This window comes from Arthrobacter sp. KNU-44 (assembly GCF_051843155.1).
Lineage (GTDB): Bacteria > Actinomycetota > Actinomycetes > Actinomycetales > Micrococcaceae > Arthrobacter.
In genome coordinates this window covers 62,338-80,521 of sequence record NZ_JBPXNG010000001.1, presented here as the reverse complement: position 1 = coordinate 80,521, position 18,184 = coordinate 62,338, and the positions used below count along the sequence as shown (strand labels likewise).

The 18,184-nt window shown below is 65.0% G+C and carries 16 protein-coding genes and 1 pseudogene; 10 read left to right on the top strand and 7 right to left on the bottom strand.

Annotation, left to right across the window (positions count from 1 at the left end; translation table 11 throughout):
- Window positions 1-94: 94 nt before the first annotated feature.
- Window positions 95-511, top strand: a complete 417-nt coding sequence (locus tag ACSVHC_RS00320; protein WP_439180269.1) for a hypothetical protein — start codon at window positions 95-97, stop codon at window positions 509-511.
- A gap of 153 nt (window positions 512-664) precedes the next feature.
- Here ACSVHC_RS00320 and ACSVHC_RS00315 read toward each other — a convergent pair.
- Both ACSVHC_RS00315 and ACSVHC_RS00310 read right to left on the bottom strand, forming a co-directional pair.
- Window positions 665-847 (bottom strand): annotated as a pseudogene (locus ACSVHC_RS00315) (glutaredoxin family protein); the annotation flags it as partial.
- 533 nt (window positions 848-1,380) lie between these two features.
- Window positions 1,381-1,512 carry a hypothetical protein gene (locus ACSVHC_RS00310; protein WP_439180268.1) on the bottom strand — a complete coding sequence of 44 codons (132 nt, stop codon included), beginning with the start codon at window positions 1,510-1,512 and terminating at the stop codon, window positions 1,381-1,383.
- Between the two features lie 217 nt (window positions 1,513-1,729).
- Between ACSVHC_RS00310 and ACSVHC_RS00305 the strand changes: the two genes are divergently transcribed.
- Both ACSVHC_RS00305 and ACSVHC_RS00300 read left to right on the top strand, forming a co-directional pair.
- Window positions 1,730-1,921, top strand: coding sequence for a three-helix bundle dimerization domain-containing protein (locus ACSVHC_RS00305; protein WP_439180267.1), 192 nt, complete (start codon window positions 1,730-1,732; stop codon window positions 1,919-1,921).
- Window positions 1,922-2,001: 80 nt separating this feature from the next.
- On the top strand, window positions 2,002-2,211 hold the full coding sequence (locus ACSVHC_RS00300) for a helix-turn-helix domain-containing protein (protein ID WP_439180266.1): 210 nt from the start codon (window positions 2,002-2,004) through the stop codon (window positions 2,209-2,211).
- A gap of 74 nt (window positions 2,212-2,285) precedes the next feature.
- Here the strand turns inward: ACSVHC_RS00300 and ACSVHC_RS00295 are convergent, their stop codons facing one another.
- Window positions 2,286-6,206, bottom strand: a complete 3,921-nt coding sequence (locus ACSVHC_RS00295; protein WP_439180265.1) for a Pls/PosA family non-ribosomal peptide synthetase — start codon at window positions 6,204-6,206, stop codon at window positions 2,286-2,288.
- Window positions 6,207-6,545: 339 nt separating this feature from the next.
- Here ACSVHC_RS00295 and ACSVHC_RS00290 point away from each other — a divergent pair, with 339 nt between their 5' ends.
- The 4 genes from ACSVHC_RS00290 (at window position 6,546) to ACSVHC_RS00275 (ending at window position 9,421) form a co-directional block, all read left to right on the top strand.
- A complete protein-coding gene (locus tag ACSVHC_RS00290; RefSeq protein ID WP_439180264.1) occupies window positions 6,546-6,773 on the top strand; it encodes a hypothetical protein in 228 nt (75 codons plus the stop codon).
- A gap of 173 nt (window positions 6,774-6,946) precedes the next feature.
- Window positions 6,947-7,966 carry an ATP-dependent DNA ligase gene (locus tag ACSVHC_RS00285; protein ID WP_439180263.1) on the top strand — a complete coding sequence of 340 codons (1,020 nt, stop codon included), beginning with the start codon at window positions 6,947-6,949 and terminating at the stop codon, window positions 7,964-7,966.
- A gap of 90 nt (window positions 7,967-8,056) precedes the next feature.
- Window positions 8,057-8,383 (top strand): hypothetical protein, encoded by a 327-nt coding sequence (locus ACSVHC_RS00280; protein ID WP_439180262.1) that lies wholly within the window; start codon window positions 8,057-8,059, stop codon window positions 8,381-8,383.
- Window positions 8,384-9,295: 912 nt separating this feature from the next.
- Window positions 9,296-9,421, top strand: coding sequence for a hypothetical protein (locus tag ACSVHC_RS00275; RefSeq protein ID WP_439180261.1), 126 nt, complete (start codon window positions 9,296-9,298; stop codon window positions 9,419-9,421).
- Window positions 9,422-9,502: 81 nt separating this feature from the next.
- Here the strand turns inward: ACSVHC_RS00275 and ACSVHC_RS00270 are convergent, their stop codons facing one another.
- Window positions 9,503-9,775: a hypothetical protein gene (locus ACSVHC_RS00270; protein WP_439180260.1), complete on the bottom strand. Its 273-nt coding sequence runs from the start codon at window positions 9,773-9,775 to the stop codon at window positions 9,503-9,505.
- 269 nt (window positions 9,776-10,044) lie between these two features.
- On the opposite strand from ACSVHC_RS00270, the gene ACSVHC_RS00265 reads away from it, so the two are divergent.
- Both ACSVHC_RS00265 and ACSVHC_RS00260 read left to right on the top strand, forming a co-directional pair.
- The gene (locus ACSVHC_RS00265; RefSeq protein WP_439180259.1) at window positions 10,045-10,806 is read left to right on the top strand and encodes an SOS response-associated peptidase; all 762 of its coding nucleotides are present in this window, start codon (window positions 10,045-10,047) and stop codon (window positions 10,804-10,806) included.
- Between the two features lie 124 nt (window positions 10,807-10,930).
- Window positions 10,931-11,443 (top strand): hypothetical protein, encoded by a 513-nt coding sequence (locus tag ACSVHC_RS00260; protein ID WP_439180258.1) that lies wholly within the window; start codon window positions 10,931-10,933, stop codon window positions 11,441-11,443.
- A gap of 132 nt (window positions 11,444-11,575) precedes the next feature.
- Here the strand turns inward: ACSVHC_RS00260 and ACSVHC_RS00255 are convergent, their stop codons facing one another.
- Both ACSVHC_RS00255 and ACSVHC_RS00250 read right to left on the bottom strand, forming a co-directional pair.
- On the bottom strand, window positions 11,576-14,812 hold the full coding sequence (locus tag ACSVHC_RS00255) for a DNA polymerase III subunit alpha (protein WP_439180256.1): 3,237 nt from the start codon (window positions 14,810-14,812) through the stop codon (window positions 11,576-11,578).
- Between the two features lie 3 nt (window positions 14,813-14,815).
- On the bottom strand, window positions 14,816-15,103 hold the full coding sequence (locus tag ACSVHC_RS00250; protein ID WP_439180255.1) for a DUF6504 family protein: 288 nt from the start codon (window positions 15,101-15,103) through the stop codon (window positions 14,816-14,818).
- A gap of 521 nt (window positions 15,104-15,624) precedes the next feature.
- On the opposite strand from ACSVHC_RS00250, the gene ACSVHC_RS00245 reads away from it, so the two are divergent.
- Window positions 15,625-16,317 (top strand): hypothetical protein, encoded by a 693-nt coding sequence (locus ACSVHC_RS00245; RefSeq protein WP_439180254.1) that lies wholly within the window; start codon window positions 15,625-15,627, stop codon window positions 16,315-16,317.
- A gap of 63 nt (window positions 16,318-16,380) precedes the next feature.
- Here ACSVHC_RS00245 and ACSVHC_RS00240 read toward each other — a convergent pair whose 3' ends face one another.
- Window positions 16,381-18,024, bottom strand: a complete 1,644-nt coding sequence (locus ACSVHC_RS00240; protein WP_439180253.1) for an FRG domain-containing protein — start codon at window positions 18,022-18,024, stop codon at window positions 16,381-16,383.
- Between the last annotated feature and the right edge of the window lie 160 nt (window positions 18,025-18,184).

The window sequence follows — 18,184 nt, the reverse complement described above, 5'->3', positions numbered from 1 at the left end:
TCAAATTCCGTGCCAAGGTTACCCCTGACGTGCCTTTGCATGTTCAGCAGTACTATTCGTGCATGACGCCCCAGCCTGTCGGGATGCTGTTGCTGTGAACGAGGAACCGGATGAGATCAGAGTCCGCCCAGCAGTTCGCCGCGCCGTGCGCGCATTCGTGTTCGCCGCCGTCCTCGCGGCGGCTGTCTGTTTGGCTCTGGGACTCCTGCCGTACTATCTCGTGGGGCCGCTGATCATAGGCTTCGTGGTGCCCCAGTTCGCCACGGCCGACCGAAAGGTTCCCTCCGATGTCGCCGGAGGCTTTACATGGTGGAAGCGGAGAGCACGAGGTGCCTTCTACACAGCCTGGTACGTGCTGATCCTCTTGACCGGCCTGCTCGTCAACTACACGTCCGCTGTCGGCTTGGGCTGGGGGACGCTGCTTATCCTCGGAATTATGATCTGGCCTCTTTGGGCTATCTTGCGGAAGCCTCCGCAAACTCCGTGGGACCCCGGGCGACTAACCAAATGATCAGAACACTGGCTTTCAACTGACCACAACAAACGTCCGGCACAGCGGATAAAGAAGCATTCGTTCGGACAGCCGTCCCAAGAAATTCAATACATGGATTACGTCAAAGACACTTCAACAACGGCAGGAAAAGCCGGGCGTCACTTTTCCTCAGATAACGACGGGCGCCTGGGAGTAGCCGAGTTCCTGGGTGATGTATTCCAGCGCTGCGGGCACTTCGGTGATGTCCACGGCCTGGTAGGTGATGCCCTTGGACTCGAAATAGGCCTTTGTCTTGTCGCAGTTCGGGCAGGCCGGCTTCGTGTAGATGGTGTACTCGGCTGGGGTTGAAGTCATTGTCAGTCCTGGGTTTCGTGTGGGTTCTGGTTGCGTTCGTCTGGGTGACTTTCTATCTCAATTTTACCAATTTTCATATGAAAAACAAGCAGTTTTACCCTTATTTTACGCGGATTTCGATCAACATTTCGTGAGGCTTTCGGGGGTGGCGTCCGCAGTTTCGGGACCCGTGAACAGGTGTCCAGGACTCTTGGGGGAAAACGCGAAGTAGCCCGCTGGGAATCCCCCTGCGCTTGAAGATCCGTGCCTAATTCCGGGCGAGCCTCCCGCGTGTGTCGGCCCTGCCGTCTGGGTGTGTGTTGTCCCGGCCCAATGCACTCATACATCCGTTCGTCGCGCGTCCGGAGATCGAGTCTTGGTCCATGGGGTAGTCCCGGTTCTTCTGCTGCCCTTGCCCCGGCGGGAGGGCGAGGCTGTGGCCGTGAGGCCGCGGAGATGTTTGTGGCCCGAGGAGCCGCGGTTTTGCCGCTGGCGCGAGAGGCGCTGTGTTTGAGGGTTTGCCGGCCGGGTTGGTTCCGCCGGTCTCTTTGGCTCTAGCGAACAACAGCCTGGTCACCCGTGAACTGCTCCGAGACCTGGGCGAGAGGGCGCATTCTGAAGGGGCGAACGGATTCAGCTACGGGCGTCTGCACGCCATCGAAGAACAGCGCGGATCCGACTCCCAAGCACAGTTCCTTCTCGCCTGGGCACAGTTCCGGCCCAAACCCCTGCACAGGAAGTAGATACTCCGACGGTTTTTGCTCTTGCCGGATCCGCCGGCACGGCGATGCCCCCATTCGAACGCACCTGCTGCGCGGGCACGCCCAGCTGATTCCCCAGCATCCGGAGTCATACGAGCCATCGCTTCTTGACCGGGTAACGCGGTGGGCGGAAACTTGGCAAGTGAATATCGAGGACGAATTGAAAGCCATCGACTCTGTGGTCGACCGCCTCGCCGAACGATTCCCGCATGTTCCACGCCTGAGCGTTGAAGAGACCGTCCGGGAGGAACACCAGGCTTTGGCCGGAGGCCGGATACGTGACTATGTCCCCGTTCTCGTTGAGCACGCAGCCAGGGCCCGTTTGTCCCGTTGAGCACGCGGCCAAGGCCCGCTCACTCAATCAACCGGTGCCAAAATGTGACAAGATGGGCCTCCACCTAAAGGCGAGGGACCATGAGCGACGTTGAGTTCGACACACTGGATGAGGCTGTGACATTCGTGCGTGAACGCCGGAAGGCACTGCACCTGACCCGCGCCCAACTGGCTGAGAACGCAGGAGTTTCACGCGAATTTGTTGTTGCCCTCGAACGCGGGCAGACGAACAACGAGTCCGGCCAGACTCTGCAGGTGCTGACGGCCGTCGGTTTCCGGATCCGCGCCTGATGCACGGCGCTTGCGCATAGCTAGACATCCAGCGCCGGTATAACGGTGGCAAGCGAAGCCTGCTTCGCCGGCGGTTACCGGTCCTGCGGGTTGTTGGCAGCGGGCCCCCGTGGCGGGTTCTCCCAGGGGGTGACGGGGTTGCCGATCCAGTAGCTGCCCGCGGGGACGGTTTCCCCGCGCATGACCAGGGACGCGGGCCCGACGGTTCCGCCGGCGCCTATCCGTGCTGCGGGAAGGATGACGCCGTGGGGGCCCATGGTGGCGCCCGGCTCGAGGGTGACGGTGTCGATGCTCATCACCCTGTCATGGAAGAGGTGGGTCTGGACCACGCACCCCCGGTTGACCGTGGAGTTCTCCCCGAGGGTCACCAGATCCGCCTCGGGGAGCCAATAACTTTCGCACCAGGCCCCGGATCCGATCCGGGCGCCGAGGGCCCGCAACCACCAGACCAGGGCGGGCGTTCCGGCGGCGGCCCTGGCGAACCAGGGGGCACTGACCATCTCAATGAAGCTGTCCACGACCTCGTTGCGCCAGATGAAGGAACTCCAGAGCGGATGTTCGCCGGGACGGATGCGGCCAACGAGCAGCCATTTGGCCGCGACGGAGCTGCCCGCGGCCACGGCACCGGCGGCTAGGACCACCACGGTTCCAAGCAGCGCCGCGGCAAGGTATCCGGCATGGACGGCGAGAAGATCAAGGACTGCCAGGATGCCGGCGGCGATGGCCGCGGTCAGGATCACCGGAGCCCCGCGGCCCAGTTCCCAGCAGGACCGGTAGACCTTCAGCCTCAGTGACGGGTTGAAGGTCAAGGCCTGGTCCATGTCCATCCGAGCCCGGCGGAGCCGGACCGGCGGGCTGCCCAGCCAGGACGTCCCGGATTTGGCTTTGGCCGGTGTCGCGGACAGGACCGCGACGAGGGAGTTCTTCGGGACGCTGCGCCCTGCCCCGGTCATCCCGGAATTGCCCAAAAACGCCCGTTTGCCGATCTTGGCCGGTCCGATCTTCATCCATCCGCCGCCGAGTTCGTAGGAGGCGATCATGGTGTCATCGGCCAGGAACGCCCCGTCCCCGACTGTGGTCATCGAGGGCAGCAGCAGCACCGTGGACGCTTCAACGTTCCGGCCGACGGTGGCACCGAGCAGCCGCAGCCAGACGGGTGTGAACAGACTGGCGTAGAGCGGGAACAGCAGGTCCCGGGCGATGTCCAGGACGCGTTCGGTCGCCCAGACCCGCCATCCGGTGAGGCTGCGGACCCGGTAGTGGCCTGCGGCCAGGCCTCGGCCGAGCAGGCGGACGATGACGGCGATCAGGATCATGTTGGAGAGGAACCAGATGAGAGCCGCTACCGGAACCGCCCACAGCAGGACCGGCCAGGCGGAGGAGAGTGTGTCCTGGCCGCGGACGGCCGCTATGACAACAACTGCCCCCGCACTCGCGGAGACGTACGGGATGGTCGCCAGCAGGGCAGAGGCCAGGGCGTAGGCGGGGAACCAGATCTTTGCCGATGCCCGGACTGGCGGCGGTGCGGGCCAGTCACGCTGCGCCTTGCCGAGCCGTTCCGCCGGCGAGCCGGCGAAACGCTGGCCGGCCCTGACCTTGCCCAGGACCGCCGAGCCGGGCGCGATTTCGGCCCCGGCACCGATCCTGGTTCCGGGCATGAGGGTACTGCGGGAGCCGACAGTGGCCCCCGGACCGACCCGGACCGGGCCGATGTGCACCAGGTCCCCGTCGATCCACCAGCCTGAGAGGTCCACCTCGGGTTCGATCGAGCAGCCCGCCCCCAGACTCAGCATGCCCGTGACGGGCGGTATGGAGTGCAGGTCCACATCCTTGCCGATCTTCGCGCCGAGCGCCCGGGCGTAGTACGGGACCCAGGGTGCGCCGGCGAGACTGACCGCCCCGGACAGGTCCGCGATCTGTTCGGCGAGCCAGAGCCGCAGGTGCACCTTCCCGGAACGGGGGTAACTTCCCGGAGTGACGCCGCGGAGCAGGATCCGGGCAGCGGCCGCGGAGACGGCCATCCGTCCCCAGGGGCTGACGAAGACCAGCCAGGAGGCAAGCACCCACCACCAGGACACCGTCGGGGCCAGCCGAAGGACCCCCGCGGAGGCGAGGACGTTGTTCAGGGCCATCAGATACGTCAGCCAGCGCATGGAGACCAGCAGCTGCAACGGGATCCCGGCGACGAGCTGGAAGACCCGGGATTTCCGGGCGGTCGGATTCACCGTGCGTTCCACGGCAGCGGCCGCTTCACTGCCGCCCTCGGGCGAGGACAACCTCGTCAGTTCCACCAACGCCCCGAGCCGGGGGCGCGCGTAAATGTCCGCCACCGTAATCGTGGGATACCGGACGCGCAGTGCCGAGACCAGCCGGGCCGCGGCCAGGCTCCCGCCGCCGTGGGCAAAGAAGTCAGCATCCAGGCTCTCCGGGGACGCCCCCAGGACATCGGCCCATTGCTCCACGATCCACCCGGACCGCTGATCCAGGTCCATGGCCGCCGTTTGTTCCCCGGCGGGGGCCGACTCCAGCGGCCAGGGCAGCGCATTACGGTCGACCTTGCCGCTGGTTTTGACCGGAAGGGAATCAAGGACGGTCAGCATCGGAATCAGCGCGGCCGGGAGCCGGGCGACCAGCAGTTCCCGAGCAGCGGACAGATCCGGTGCGGTGTCCGGCGCGGGAACCAGGTAGCCGACCAGGATCTGGTTGCCGGCGGCCGTGGTCTGCACCGCGGAGGCGGCCCCGTGGATGCCGGGCAGGGATTGGAGGGCCGCGTCGATTTCGCCGAGTTCGATCCGCCGGCCCCCGAGCTTGACCTGCTCATCGGCGCGCCCGACAAAGATCAGGCCTTCGGACTCGTAGCGGACCAGGTCACCGCTGCGGTAGGCCCGGTCCCAGCCCAGGGTTTCCATGGGCGCGTACTTTTCGGCGTCCTTGGCAGGGTCCAGGTAGCGGGCCAAGCCCACTCCGCCGATGATCAGTTCCCCGATCTCACCTTCGGCCACGGGGACGCCGACGGCGTCCACGACGACCAGGTCCCAGCCGTCCAAGGGCAGCCCGATCCGCACCGGGCCCGTCCCGTCCATCCGCGCGGCGCAGGCCACCACGGTGGCTTCGGTAGGACCGTAGGTGTTCCAAACCTCGCGTTCCTCCACTGCGAGCCGGGCGGCGAGTTCGGGCGGGCAGGCCTCGCCTCCGAAGATGAGCAGCCGGACCGCCTCCAGCGACTCCGCCGGCCAGAGCCCGGCGAGGGTGGGGACCGTGGAGACGACGGTGATGCCGTTGCTGATCAGCCAGGGACCCAGATCCATTCCGGTCCGGACCAGGGACCGCGGGGCCGGTACGAGGCATGCTCCGTTGCGCCAGGCCAGCCACATCTCCTCGCAGGAAGCGTCGAACGCCACCGACAGGCCGGCCAGGACCCGGTCCGAGGTGCCCACCGGCTCCGTCGGCAGAAAAAGGCGCGCTTCGGCGTCCACGAATGCCGCGGCGGAGCGGTGGGTGACCGCCACCCCTTTGGGCGTGCCCGTGGACCCGGAGGTGAAGATCACCCAGGCATCGTCCTCCGGTGTTGCCTGCCGGGGTGCCGGGAAGGGGCGGACCCGCTCCGGGGAGGTGATGATCTCACCGGCGCGCAGAATCCCGTCGACGCCGGCCTCCTCGAACACCAGGCGTGCCCTCTCGTCCGGGTCATCGGCGTCCACCGGCACGTAGGCGGCACCCACATACAGGGTGGCCAGGATCGCGATGTAGAGCTCGTTGGTCCCGGACGGGATCCGGACGCCGACCTTGTCACCGGCCCCGATCCCGGCCAAGTGCAGGCGCCGGCCGTACCCCTTCACCTCGCGGAGCAGCTCCGCGTAACTGAGCGAGACGCGCCCGTCGTCGAGCGCGGACGAGTCAGGGAACCGTTCTGCGGTCTCCTGGAGAATCCGAATCAAAGTGCGCGGCGGTGCAGCGTGGTCAGCGCGGGCCAGCTGCGGGCGGTGGGCTGTCACCGTCCCATTTTGTCCGACAACGGCCCTGGACGGGACCGTTCCCCGCTAATCGCCAGGCCCATCCCCGGATGTTACGACCGCCGCATTTCGCCGACACGGCCGCCTTTTTTGCAAGTCGCCTTGTGTCCGAGCCACCGATCATCCACACTGACTACAGATCCGCAGGAAAATGCTTCCGCCGATCCAGCCCGCCGGAGACTACGGCCAGCCACCGCCCCATCACAGAATGCCGGGCAACCCCTCTCGAACCACCCGCTTTCCGCCTCCCCGGGTGCGCCCGGCCCCGGAAACCTGTGCCCACGAAGAGTCCCGGCACATCCCGCCGAGAAAGAGACCACGATGATCAAACGCCACTCGGACGTCGTCCTGGAAATCACCGCACACGACCCGGACACCATCGAAAACGACCTGAACACCGCCGTCGACATCGCCCGCGAACACGCCATGCAGGACCGCCGCCACGGCATCCTCGTCACCCAGCACGGCTACACCAGCTACACCGTCGCGGTCAGCCGCGATGTCCCCTACGGGCAGACACACGAACGCCGCGAACAACCGACGAACTAAAGACGGCCACCGGCCCGGTCGACGTTCGCTGCCCCGTCCTCCACTGCCTCCGGGCAGTGGAGGACGGGGCAGCGTGCTTTGAACCCAGGGACGGTTACATTCACTGGAAAAAGTCAACCCACCCGGGCGGTTCGACAACGACAGTCTTCCCTTGACGCGCCTATTCTGATGACATGTCCCCGCCAGATGAGGTGGTCCCGGCTGTGCTTCGTCCTCCGCTGGAAGTCGCACTGGCGAAAGCCGTCAAGGGCATTCCGCCGGCTGCCGCGTTGCCCGGAACGATGTGTTTTGAGCCCAAGTTTGACGGATATCGGGTCCTGATTTTCCGTGAGGAGGGGCGGGCGAGCCTGTGGTCGCGTCAAGGCAAGGACCTGACCCGGTACTTCCCGGACCTGGAGGCCGCCGCGGCCGCGATGATTCCTGCAGGTTGCGTGGTCGATGGCGAGGCGGTGGTGTGGTCGAAGGGCAGGCTGAACTTCGAAGCCCTGCAGCAGAGGCTTTCAGTCGGCCGGGAAGGACTGCGGTTGATGGTCCGTGAGCTGCCCGCGAGTTTCGTCGGCTTCGATGTCCTAGGCGTTGCGGGACAGGACGCCAGAGGCCTGACCCTGGTGGATCGACGGGCACTTCTGGAAGAGCTGGCTACCGTCTGGGCTCCTCCCCTCTCGGTGTCCCCCCAAACAACTGACCGGGATCTCGCACTGCAGTGGTTTGAGGGCCTGGCCGGGGCGGGGGTGGAAGGGATCGTGGTGAAGAGCAGCATCCAACCGTATTCCGGTGGGAAGAGGATCTGGCTTAAGGCAAAGCATGTCTCGGAGCTGGATGTGGTGTGCGGCGCCGTCATAGGGCCGACCGACAGGCCCACGGAAATCGTGGCAGGACTCCCCATCAACGGCGAACTCCGGATCGTGGGCCGATCACCTCTGCGTGCCGCCGACAGCAGAGCCTTGGCAGGATGGCTCCGGCCGCCTATCGTCCCCCACCCATGGCCAGCCACGGTCAAGGGAACTACCCTTGACCGATTCAACCGCGATGCATCTCCGGTCGCACTCACACTCGTGGAACCAATCGTTGTCGAGGTCTCAGCCGACGCCGCATGGTCCGGCCGCTCCTTCCGCCACGCGCTGCACTTTCTCCGAATACGTCCGGAGTTGCTTCCTGCCGATGTGGAGTTCCCTGAGCACCTGACCCAATAGGCCTCAGGGGTGTTGCGCGCGTCACAGTTCATGCCTAGGCTTGCGTGGGCGGTCGCAGCGTCGCGACCGTCCACGAACGGCAGGAGCACCATGACAGACAAGCTCAACGTCCTGGTCCGTGTGGACATCGATTGCGCCCGCGCCAAGATCGCGGCCCAAGGCCGCGTGACGACGCAAAGCCTCCAGGCCCTCTATGTGGTCGTGAAACGCGCCAACGCCCTGATGGAAGGTCTGGCCCTGGAAATCGACGTGACACGCGCCAGGGTCGAGCCAGACGCTCTGGAGCAGCTGCGCGCCTGCTCGCAGTCCCATCACCTGCCCGCGCACATCGATCCGTTCCAGGCCGACTGCAGGCTCAGCATCCTGGCACCCGGGGATGCCTGCACCACCACGGTAAAGGTGGGTCTGGCGGCCTGACCCGTCCCACGCCGCACGTCCCGCATAACCAGCCGGCCGCGGGCCGGCGCCTGCGGGACCGTTGCGGGCAAGCCTGCCGTCAGCCCGAAGAGGAATACTCCCTCTCCGTCTCCGATGACTTCAAACGTGCCTGCCATGCTGTTGTCTCCCCCTGCTCATGCATCATTGCATCGACCCGTTGAATCACGGCCACTTCCGCACGCCGTCTCCGCCACACCGTCATGTGATGACACGGTTGAGGAATACCGCCCGCCCCGGCCGGCGTTGGTCCCCCCGACCCTCCGGAGGCGGCCCAGAACGACGCTGTCGCGGCGTCTTCGAGATGCAAGATGTGTGTCGTGAGGGGTGCGTCAAGCGGCAGGAACGGTAGAACTCCCCGCCCTCCTGAAGTGAGTCGCTGTCGATGTTGTGCACGTGCGGTTCACCGAGCACGGGACGCCCGGCCCCGTCGATGCGGGCGAACTGCGGGGCTTGTAGGCCGAGAATATCTACGGTTCGGAATAACGGACTCCACCAGGAGCGCGCCCGGAGCTGGATCCCGGTGACGTCCAGCTCCCGGGCCATCTGGGCGGTTAAAGGCCGGCTACTACCGCGCAGACGGGGCAGCACCGAGGGGACCTCGGTCGGTGGACCCGCAGGTCGGTGCCGCCGCCCCGGTCTCCGGTTGTTTCCAACTCACTCGGGGACCGGACCTTGGAAAACCTGGATGACGGCTCGCCCGGGAGATGGCGACACGCCGGGTTTTTTCTGTGGATGGCCTGGCGCCGGCTGTCCACAGCGGCGGGCGGCCGGGCGCGAGAGGCTGTGGGCAACCCGTGCACAAGCACCCCGGCCTCGAAGATGCGGGCCCCATGGCTGTCGCTCCTGGCTTCTAGGATGGATCCCCGACGTAGGGCGAGGGAGAAGGAGAAAATGGAGGATCAACGGCGGCCGCAGGCCAGCGTCTGGCAGATCGCGGGCGTCTGGATCGCAGCCGCAGCGCTGCTGCTGACAGCGGCTCGGATGGGTCTGGATCTGTGGCAACTGATCGGACATTGACCAGCTGGGTGGCGGGTGTTCCGCGCCGGCGGACGCGCTTATGATCAGGTGTTCGTCGTCATGGCACTCGGCAGAGTGGTCCTACTGGGCCTCATCCGGCGAAGCGGCGGCGCGCCTTCCAGGCGGCGCTGTCCCGATGACGGGCAAAGGTGCTGTATCGAAGAATCGGTATTCCCCCGCGGGAACACGGATTGTTCCGGCGGCCTCCGCTTTCTCCCGGATGAAGTCGCGGTCCTCCCGGGAGAGCACAACCTGCCCGTGCGGGTCACACGCAATGTCCCCGCGTGCGTCCTTGCTGAACTTGGCCGACATGGCGGGGGCAGGAGCAGACATGCCGGATTTTCCAGAAGCCATGTCCGGGTCCCGGAATCGAGCCGGTCCCACTCGTCTTTGATGCTCATGCTGGTGGATACCGCCTTCCTGTCTGGCCTTTCCTGAATGAATTCCGTCCAGATTACCCCTGACGTCAAGCCGATGACAGGACGCCCCTGCACATCCTCGGCGTGCCTTGTTATCGTTGGAAGGTCCCGCCTGGTCCCCCAATCAGGCGGGACCTTTCGTTCCCTTGGAGGTGTTCCGCTGCCAAAGGATCGGTGCAACGAAGTCCCTCTAGGAGGATCTGCATGTGCGGTCGCTACTCAAACGTCAAGGATTTGAACCAGCTGGGCCTGGAGTTCGGCGCGCAGTTGCGCGCCGGGGTCGGTGAGCCGGCGCCGAATCTGGACGTGCGCCCGACGACGCCGGTTCCCTTTCTGCAGGGCCGGCTTGGCGACGACGGGGTTGTGCGACGGGAGCTGTCCGTTGGCCGCTGGGGCATGATCCCCACCTTCGCCAAGGCTTTTGAATCCAAATTCGCTACCTTCAACGCCCGCAGCGAGGACGTTAGCGACAAGCCGACATTCAGGAACTCTGTTCCGCGGTGGCGGGCCGCGATCCCGGCGGCCAGTTATGCGGAGTGGAAGAAGTCCGGGCCAAAGAGGACGGACCCGAAGCAGCGCTATGAGATCGCGCCGGAGGACGGCGGGACCATCGCGTTCGCCGGCCTGTACGCGCCCTGGCGCAACGCCGCCGTGGAGGACGAGTCGCACCGGGATGCCTGGCTGTTGTCCTGCACGATCCTGACCATGCCCGCTCCCCCGCTGGGCTCCGGCCATCCTGCCCTCGCACGGCTGGGAGCGTTGCATGACCGGCTGCCGATCCCCTTGGCTGCCGGCACGATCGACGCCTGGCTGGATCCGAGGGACAAGGACGGTCTTGGCCTGCTGGACCTGGTGCGCGGTGAGGCGTACGACGTCGCCGCGGACTGGGCCCTCCGGCCCGTCGAGCTCGTCAAAGACGAGGACGGGCGGCAGCGCCTGGAAACGGTGGAAAACCCCGTCGTCTAAGGCCACCTGCAAGCCGCGTGGATCGCCCGTCGGGCATGTCATCCCAAGCCCCTACAAACACGGCCGGCACCGGGAATACCATGGGGGAAAGGCGCATACACGGCCCACGCTCGGGACACCCATCATGGCACCACGCAACGATATCGAAGACAGCAACCAGGGCGACCGCACCCCCGCTGCAACCACACCACGCCTCGGCCACCGCATCAGGGAAATCCGCCAACAACACCACCACCGCCACCACACCCTGACCCGCTACCAGGTCACCCACACCGCCGCGCATCCACCAACCGGGCGAGTACCGCTGGTGTCCGTGACCTCCGACGAATACCAGACACGCCTCTACACCAAGTCCCGCAGCACAGACCCCCGGGAACGCCTCGCCGCCGTCCGGGAGGCCATCGCCACCTCCCCCTGGACCTGGGAAGACCTGGCCGCCGACGGCGTCCGGGAATGGGTGGAGCCTTCGATCGAGGATGACGTCCTCCTCGCGGCAGCGCTCGAGTCCCTGGGAGACCTGACCATCGAGGAACGCCCCTACCTGGGGAAGTTCACCGCCGAACGGATCTACGAGATACTCACGAACGCGGAGGCGGCTTATTGGCGCCGGGCCGTCCCTTCCGGCCAGCAGGCTTGACGCCATCCCCGGGCCGGTTCTCATACCCCGGATCGTCAGCGACCGCGTTCTCGGTACGGAACGCCAGAATTGGTGGACCCGGCCCGGGACTGGTGCCGGGACTCTTTGGGGCTCCTGACCGGGTCCCGTTGCTCATGATGCTGCTGCCGCCCCTGGCAGGGTGAGGGCCGCGAGGTCCCAGGCGTTGCCGGCTTGGAGTGACATGCCCCGGGGGCCGGTGCGGCGGGTGGTGCCTTCGATGAGCAGCAGGTTCGTGGAGAACAGGATCGGCGGGTCGACTTTTTCCTGGGCGTCGCTGAAGAAGGTGGCGTCCACGCACCCGGTGCCGTCGTCCACGCTGATGAAGACAACGCGTTTGCCGCCGCGCATGGGCGGGGTCTGGGTGGCGACCCGGATCCCCGCGACGAGGACCCTGGAGCCGTTGCGCAGGTTCAGGAGGTCTTTGGCTTTGGTGACGCCGAGCCGGTCCAGGAGCGGCTGGTAAGAGTCGATGAGGTGGTGGGTGACATCCAGGGCCAGGATGTCCAGCTCCTCGCGGGTGATCTCCATGTCGCTCAGCTCAGGCACGTCGGCCGGTATCGTGGGTGCGTCGACCGCCGGGAGAGGGAGTGCGAGCTGGCCGGGGATGACCTGCAGCCGTTTCGCGGTCCGGGTCGCCTGGTTGCGGGCGGCCATCGCCGGGCGCGTCCGTTTGCTCCGCCCGGTGTAGAGGGTGTCCAGGGCGCCGACGAGGGCGAGGCTCTGCACCGTGGAGGCGCGTAGCCGTGCGCGTTCCTTCAGGTCCGCCATGGAGTCGAAGGGGCGTTCGGTGAGGATCCGGTGGATTTCCCTGGCCTGGATGCCTTTCACGTCGGCCAGGGACATGCGGATCCCGAGCCGCCCGTCCGGGGCGTGTTCGGTGACGTATTCGTCGGTGGAGCGGTTGATGTCCAGGGGCAGGATGGGGATCCCGAGGCGGCGGGCTTCGGCGACGAGCAGGCGTTTGGGGTACATGCCGGGGTCGTGGGTCCAGAGCCCGGCCATGAACTGGACCGGGTAGTGGGTTTTCAGCCAGGCCGACTGGAAGGTGGGTTTGGCGAAGGCTGCGCCGTGGGCGCGGCAGAAACCGAAGGACCCGAAGCCTTTCACGACGCCCCAGACCTTCCCGACCACCTCGGGCGTGTAGCCGCGTTCGGCGGCTTTCTCGTGGAAGTACTTTTCGACGCCGGGGAGGCGGGTCTCGTCGGACAGGAAGCGCCGGAGTACGTCGGCGTAGGCGAGTCCGCAGCCGGTGAAGGTGTCGATGATGCGAATGAGTTGTTCGTGGAAGACCACGATGCCGTAGGTGTTCCTTAGGAAGGGTTCCAGGTCCGGGTGGAGCTGTTCGACGGTTTCCCAGCCGCCGCGGCGGTTCAGGAAGGGTTTGACCATGTCGGCCTGCATGGGGCCGGGGCGGAAGAGGCTGATGTCGGTGATCAGGTCATCGAACACGGCAGGCTGGAGTTTGCCGATGAGTTCGCGCTGGCCCGGGGACTCGATCTGGAAGCACCCCAGCGTGTGGGTGGACCTGATCAGCTCGAAGGTCGGTTCATCATCCAGGGACACGGCTTCAAGGTCGACGGTCTCCCCGGTGGTGCGCTGGATTTCGGCGACGGCGTAGGCCATGGCCGACTGCATCCTGACGCCGAGGACGTCGAGTTTGATCATGCCCATCGGGTCCATGTCGTGTTTGTCGTACTGGGACATGGGCAGGCCCATCCCGGACGGCTGCACAGGGGTGCGGTCCAGCAGCGAGGTGTCGGAGAGGATGACCCCGCAGGGGTGCATGGAGATATGCCGCGGGAGCCGGTCCAGGCGCTCGGTGATGTCCACCAGCAGGTCCAGCTGCCGGCTTCCCTCCACGCGTTCGGCCAGATCCCGGAGTTCGGGTTTCTCGGCCATGGCTTCGCGGAAGTGGGAGGCGGAGAAGCGCCAGAGGTTCTTGGCGATCCCGTCGATGTCGTCGGGGTCCATGCCCAGGACCATGCCGGCGTCCCGGGCCGCGCCGCGGGCCCGGTAGCCGGACTGCATCGACATCAGGGTGACCCGTTCCGGGCCGAAACGCCGGAAGATCTCATGGTAGATGTCGTGCCGTCGTGCGGACTCGACGTCGATGTCCACGTCGGGCAGGGTCCGGCGCCGGGTGCTCAGGAACCGTTCGAAGAGCAGGTCGTGGCGGATCGGATCCACAAACGAAATGCCCAGGGCGTAGTTGACCAGGGACCCGGCACCGGATCCGCGGGCCGCGGAGCGGATCCCCATGTCCCGGATGAGCCGGGCGACCTCTGCCACGGTCAGGAAATACGATGCGAACCCCAGATCGGCGATGGTGTCCATCTCCAACCGCAATCGCGACTCCACCACCTCCAAAGCAGCGTGATCAGCGCCCGTGTAAAGAGTGTTGACCCCGGCCCGGGCCCGTTCCCACAACACGGTGAGAGGGTCGCCGCTGATGCCGATGATGGAGGCTTCGGGCATGACCGGCACACCCCAGCCCGCATCGCCGACCGGGTCGATCCGGCACCGGTCCGCCAACACCTCAGTCTCGGACAACAGCGCTTTCGCGGCTCCGGCACCGGCCTGGCCGATTGCGGCGATCTCCGCGGCGAGGGCGTTCATCATCGAGGCGGGTTTGAGCCAGGCCTGGGCCGTGGGCTGGACCCCGGTCTCGTCCAGGCGCCGCAGGGCCCGGGCGGCATCCAGGATGTCGGCGGTGATCGCCCCGTCCGGGAGAACGTAGCGGACCGCGTTGCTCAGCACCGCGGCAACGTTGGCCCTGCCGGCGAGGCGGAGCATCCGTGTGGCGTGGGTGTGGCTGAACGGCAGCCCCGGTGCGGACAGGTGGGAGACGACCTCGACCCGCAACGCTTCCCTGGGCAGGTGTGCGAACCATTGTTCCATCAGTGCCATGCCGTCACCGCGGGCCCCGACCTTGAGTCCGACGTCGGACAGCGGCCCGAGAAGCACGGTCCCCACCGGTCCGGCATCGGTGAGAAGGTGCGCCGCGATCTCCGCCCTGGTCACCGCGACGGTCTTGCGGGCGTGGGCGGCCGAGACCAGCCGGCACAGCGCCGCATATCCGGCGCCCCGGTTGTGCCCGTGGGCCAGGACCACGACCCGCCCGCCCACGGTCCTGTCCTCGTCGAGGACGGCGAGCTCGACGCCGAGGATCGGATCGATCCCGGCCGCGACGCAGGCACCGATGTGTTTGGGGATCCCGTAGAGCCCGTCACGGTCGGTCACGGCCAGGGCGTCCGCTCCCCCGGCCTTCGCCGCGGCCGCCAGGGTGTCCGGCCAGTCCACTCCGTAGTGGGCGGAAAACGCCGACGCAACATGCAAATGAGCAAACATGATCTATCCGAGGATGCGCGCCAGCACCCAATCAGCGTCGTCGCGGACCAGCTCGAACACCCGCTCCGCCGAGCGCCCGCGGCCGGCAGCGGTGATCCGCCAGGTCTCCGTCTCGAGCACCTGCGGACCGATGCCCTTCTGAACGCGGGACTGCTCGACCCACCACGGCCGCCGGGTATAGAACCGCAGAGGCGTCTCCGTGCTCCGGTACTGCCGGTCCCGCCACTCAAAACCCAGAGGGCAGCCGTCCGGAGTGGTCCGCACTACCACACGCTCATCAACATCCAGCACTAGAACACACCTTCTAACAGAAAAACTATTAATAGAATATGCGTTCGACACTACGTGTCGCCACCGACAGTTTGAAGGAAGGACAAGGAATCACCGGCCTGACGCCTCAGTTCGAGTATCTGTCGGTCAGTGGTGGTTGTCGCCTCTACGCCCGGGCCATTTTGCCACGCGCTAACAGCCGCACCCCAGCGAGGTAAGGCCTGAGCCTCGTCCTGGACGCTAGCGTTGGGAATGCATGCCAACCGGTTGGCCAAAAATGGCCCGGCCCAGCCTGAATAGGATGCTTGAGTGGAAGTTACCTTGACCGTGGAAGCTAGCGACGGCGCGAGAAGTAAAGTCAGCGGCACCGCCGATACTTACGAACAGGCTCTTGCTGAAGCTCGGAAGCTTGTTCCGGAGGGCAGCAAAACGATAGTTATCCGAACGGACAACTACTAGGGGTGTCTGCGCAGAGCACAGTCGGGCCGAATGCGATGTCGTCCAGCTAAGCTGGCGATGAATTTTCACACGGAGGCAATGACATGGGCGTTTCAACCCGCTTTGGAGCCAAGACTCCCCGATTCCTTGCCTCCGCAGTGCTGGTGATCGCGGTGATGACGTCTTGCTCTATGGCACCTACGTCCGCTCCCGGCTCGCCGTCCACGGGTCCGGTCATTGGTCCCTCTGCTCCTACGCCTCAAGCCCCGGACGCGGGCAGCGGCCTTGTCACGCCGGTGCATGCGCGTTGTGACGTAGGAAACAAGGTCTTGCACTACCTGGCTAGCGGGGACAATGGTGGGGACCCGCAGCTTGATGTCCTGCTGTCCAAGTATGTCGGCGTCAGTCTGCCACAGGCCCGGGCCGTTGCAGATCAACAGATCCAACAGTGTGATGCGAACTTGTCCAAGCAGGAGGCTGCCCAGGCATCGGCCGAAGCTTCTGCCAAAGCAAAGGCTTCCCAGGCCGCTGCGGAGGCCCAGGCGTCAGCGCAGGCGGTCCAGGACCAGGCAGCACTTCTGGCGACCGAACAGAAAGCCTGCGCGGCCGCGCTCGGCGGACAGGTACGAGATGGTGGCTTCTTCGCGGACCTGTGCGTCTCGAGCAGCCAAGGCAGCACCACCGATGGGAGCCACACTTCCTGCGCTTATGCGGAGATACCATTCCAACCAGGCGGAACACTTACGAGCGCGGACCTCGCGAGCATCAGGAGCGGCTATCCGGGGTGCTTCCCCTAAAGCCACCGACATCATCCGACTGGAAATCGGTCGAAAATGACGGCCGAATCCTGGCGGGGCAGTTTAGCCGTTTCCGGCTATGAGGTCTTTCAATCCGTACCTTATGCCCTCCGCAGCTCCTTGGATGTCGGGGTAAATGGTTGCGTGGCTGTATGAATACCGGTCGTTCAGGATCCGCCGTATTTCGCGTTTGCCTTTCGCCGTGATGCGGATCGTGAAGGTAGGCGGGAGCTGTTTTGCTAGGTTTCTACCCACTGGTTTGCCGACATGCGAGAACCTGATGCTTATCGATCCGCCGGCCAAGCGATCCGCGATTTTCCATGGTTCTTTGCCTCCTGGCTTCAGAAAGTACTTGTCCAGATCCGGAGAGTCCAGAGGCACGCCGTCCAGGATGAAACCCGCGTTCTGCGCCGATATCCGGCTTTCATAAAGCGGGGGTATCCAGAACCGGCGCAGTCTTCCGGTTCCCCATAGACTCTCGCCCCTTTTTTCATCGCTCTCCATAACGTGCCAGAACGGGACCGCATAGCTGGCGTCAGCCTGGCTAATCCTGCTGCTCTGCTTCTGTTTCGACCGTTCCTCGTTGTCTTCCGGGAGAGTCGACGTTGCCAGGGCGAAAATACGGCAGTCCTTTTCGTCCGTCTCGCCGTTCGCTTCCGTAGCGAACCATGCTGCGATGAGTGGATTCCTGGAAACGTCGATTAGTCGTGTCGGCGCTCCGAAGTGCTGAAGCCTGGCAAAGGTGGACATGGCGCTGGAGTCGTCAAACCGCCAGTTTTCCCTGATGTGCCCAAGAATGACCATCTCTGCTCTCACCATGTCCGCTTCGGTTGGGAATGGCTCTTCTGTTCGATGTTCCTGATGTGGGGCTCGGACACCTCTTACCTTGCACAGCTCGCGGAACAGCGAGCTGTGCAACGGCCAGTCAGCGTCTCTTTGGCCACGCCACAGGAAACTGAAATCTGGGTTGTTATCCATTAGTTTCGCGGACTCCGACTGAAATTCCTCGAAGCTATCGACCGTCGTTTCCCATTGTTCGAAGTAGGTCGAGGACGTCGTCATTTCAGTTGAGTATGCCGTTGTCCTCAGAGCGCCCACACTTTTCAACGGGCGGTAGTGCAGTGAACGAGCAGCCGAAAGGTTGGAGAAGCCTGCCCGAAGACGCTCGTAGGTTCTCGCGAAAGTCTGCTCCGATGCACCGGAGAACTCAGGGAAATTCCTCAGCAGCTGCTCCCGCTCCTCCTGAAACCGCTTCGCTGCCTCCGCCAAGTCTGAAAACCCACCGGCATTCCTCAGCAGCTGCTCCCGCTCCTCCTGAAACCGCTTCGCTGCCTCCGCCAAGTCTGAAAACCCACCGGCATTCCTCAGCAGCTGCTCCCGCTCCTCCTGAAACCGCTTCGCTGCCTCCGCCAAGTCTGAAAACCCACCGGCATTCCTCAGCAGCTGCTCCCGCTCCTCCTGAAACCGCTTCGCTGCCTCCGCCAAGTCTGAAAACCCACCGGCATTCCTCAGCAGCTGCTCCCGCTCCTCCTGAAACCGCTTCGCTGCCTCCGCCAAGTCTGAAAACCCACCGGCATTCCTCAGCAGCTGCTCCCGCTCCTCACCGGCTTCCCTCGGAGGTTCCACCAATCCGGAATCTGATGTGACAGGGGGCGGGTCTTGTTCCATGTGGTCGCCGTCGGCCGGTTCGTCATCCTGATCCTTCATGAAGGCATTATCCAGCGCCGCGTACTGGTGTCTCACCTCCTTGGATATGGTCGGCCGACTCAAGCTGATGCCACCGACCCGTGTGCACCTAGGTAACGATCCGCCTGAGTGGAACAATTCGCGGGTCAAAAGTGTTCAGTAGAGCCGCAACACCGTCAGT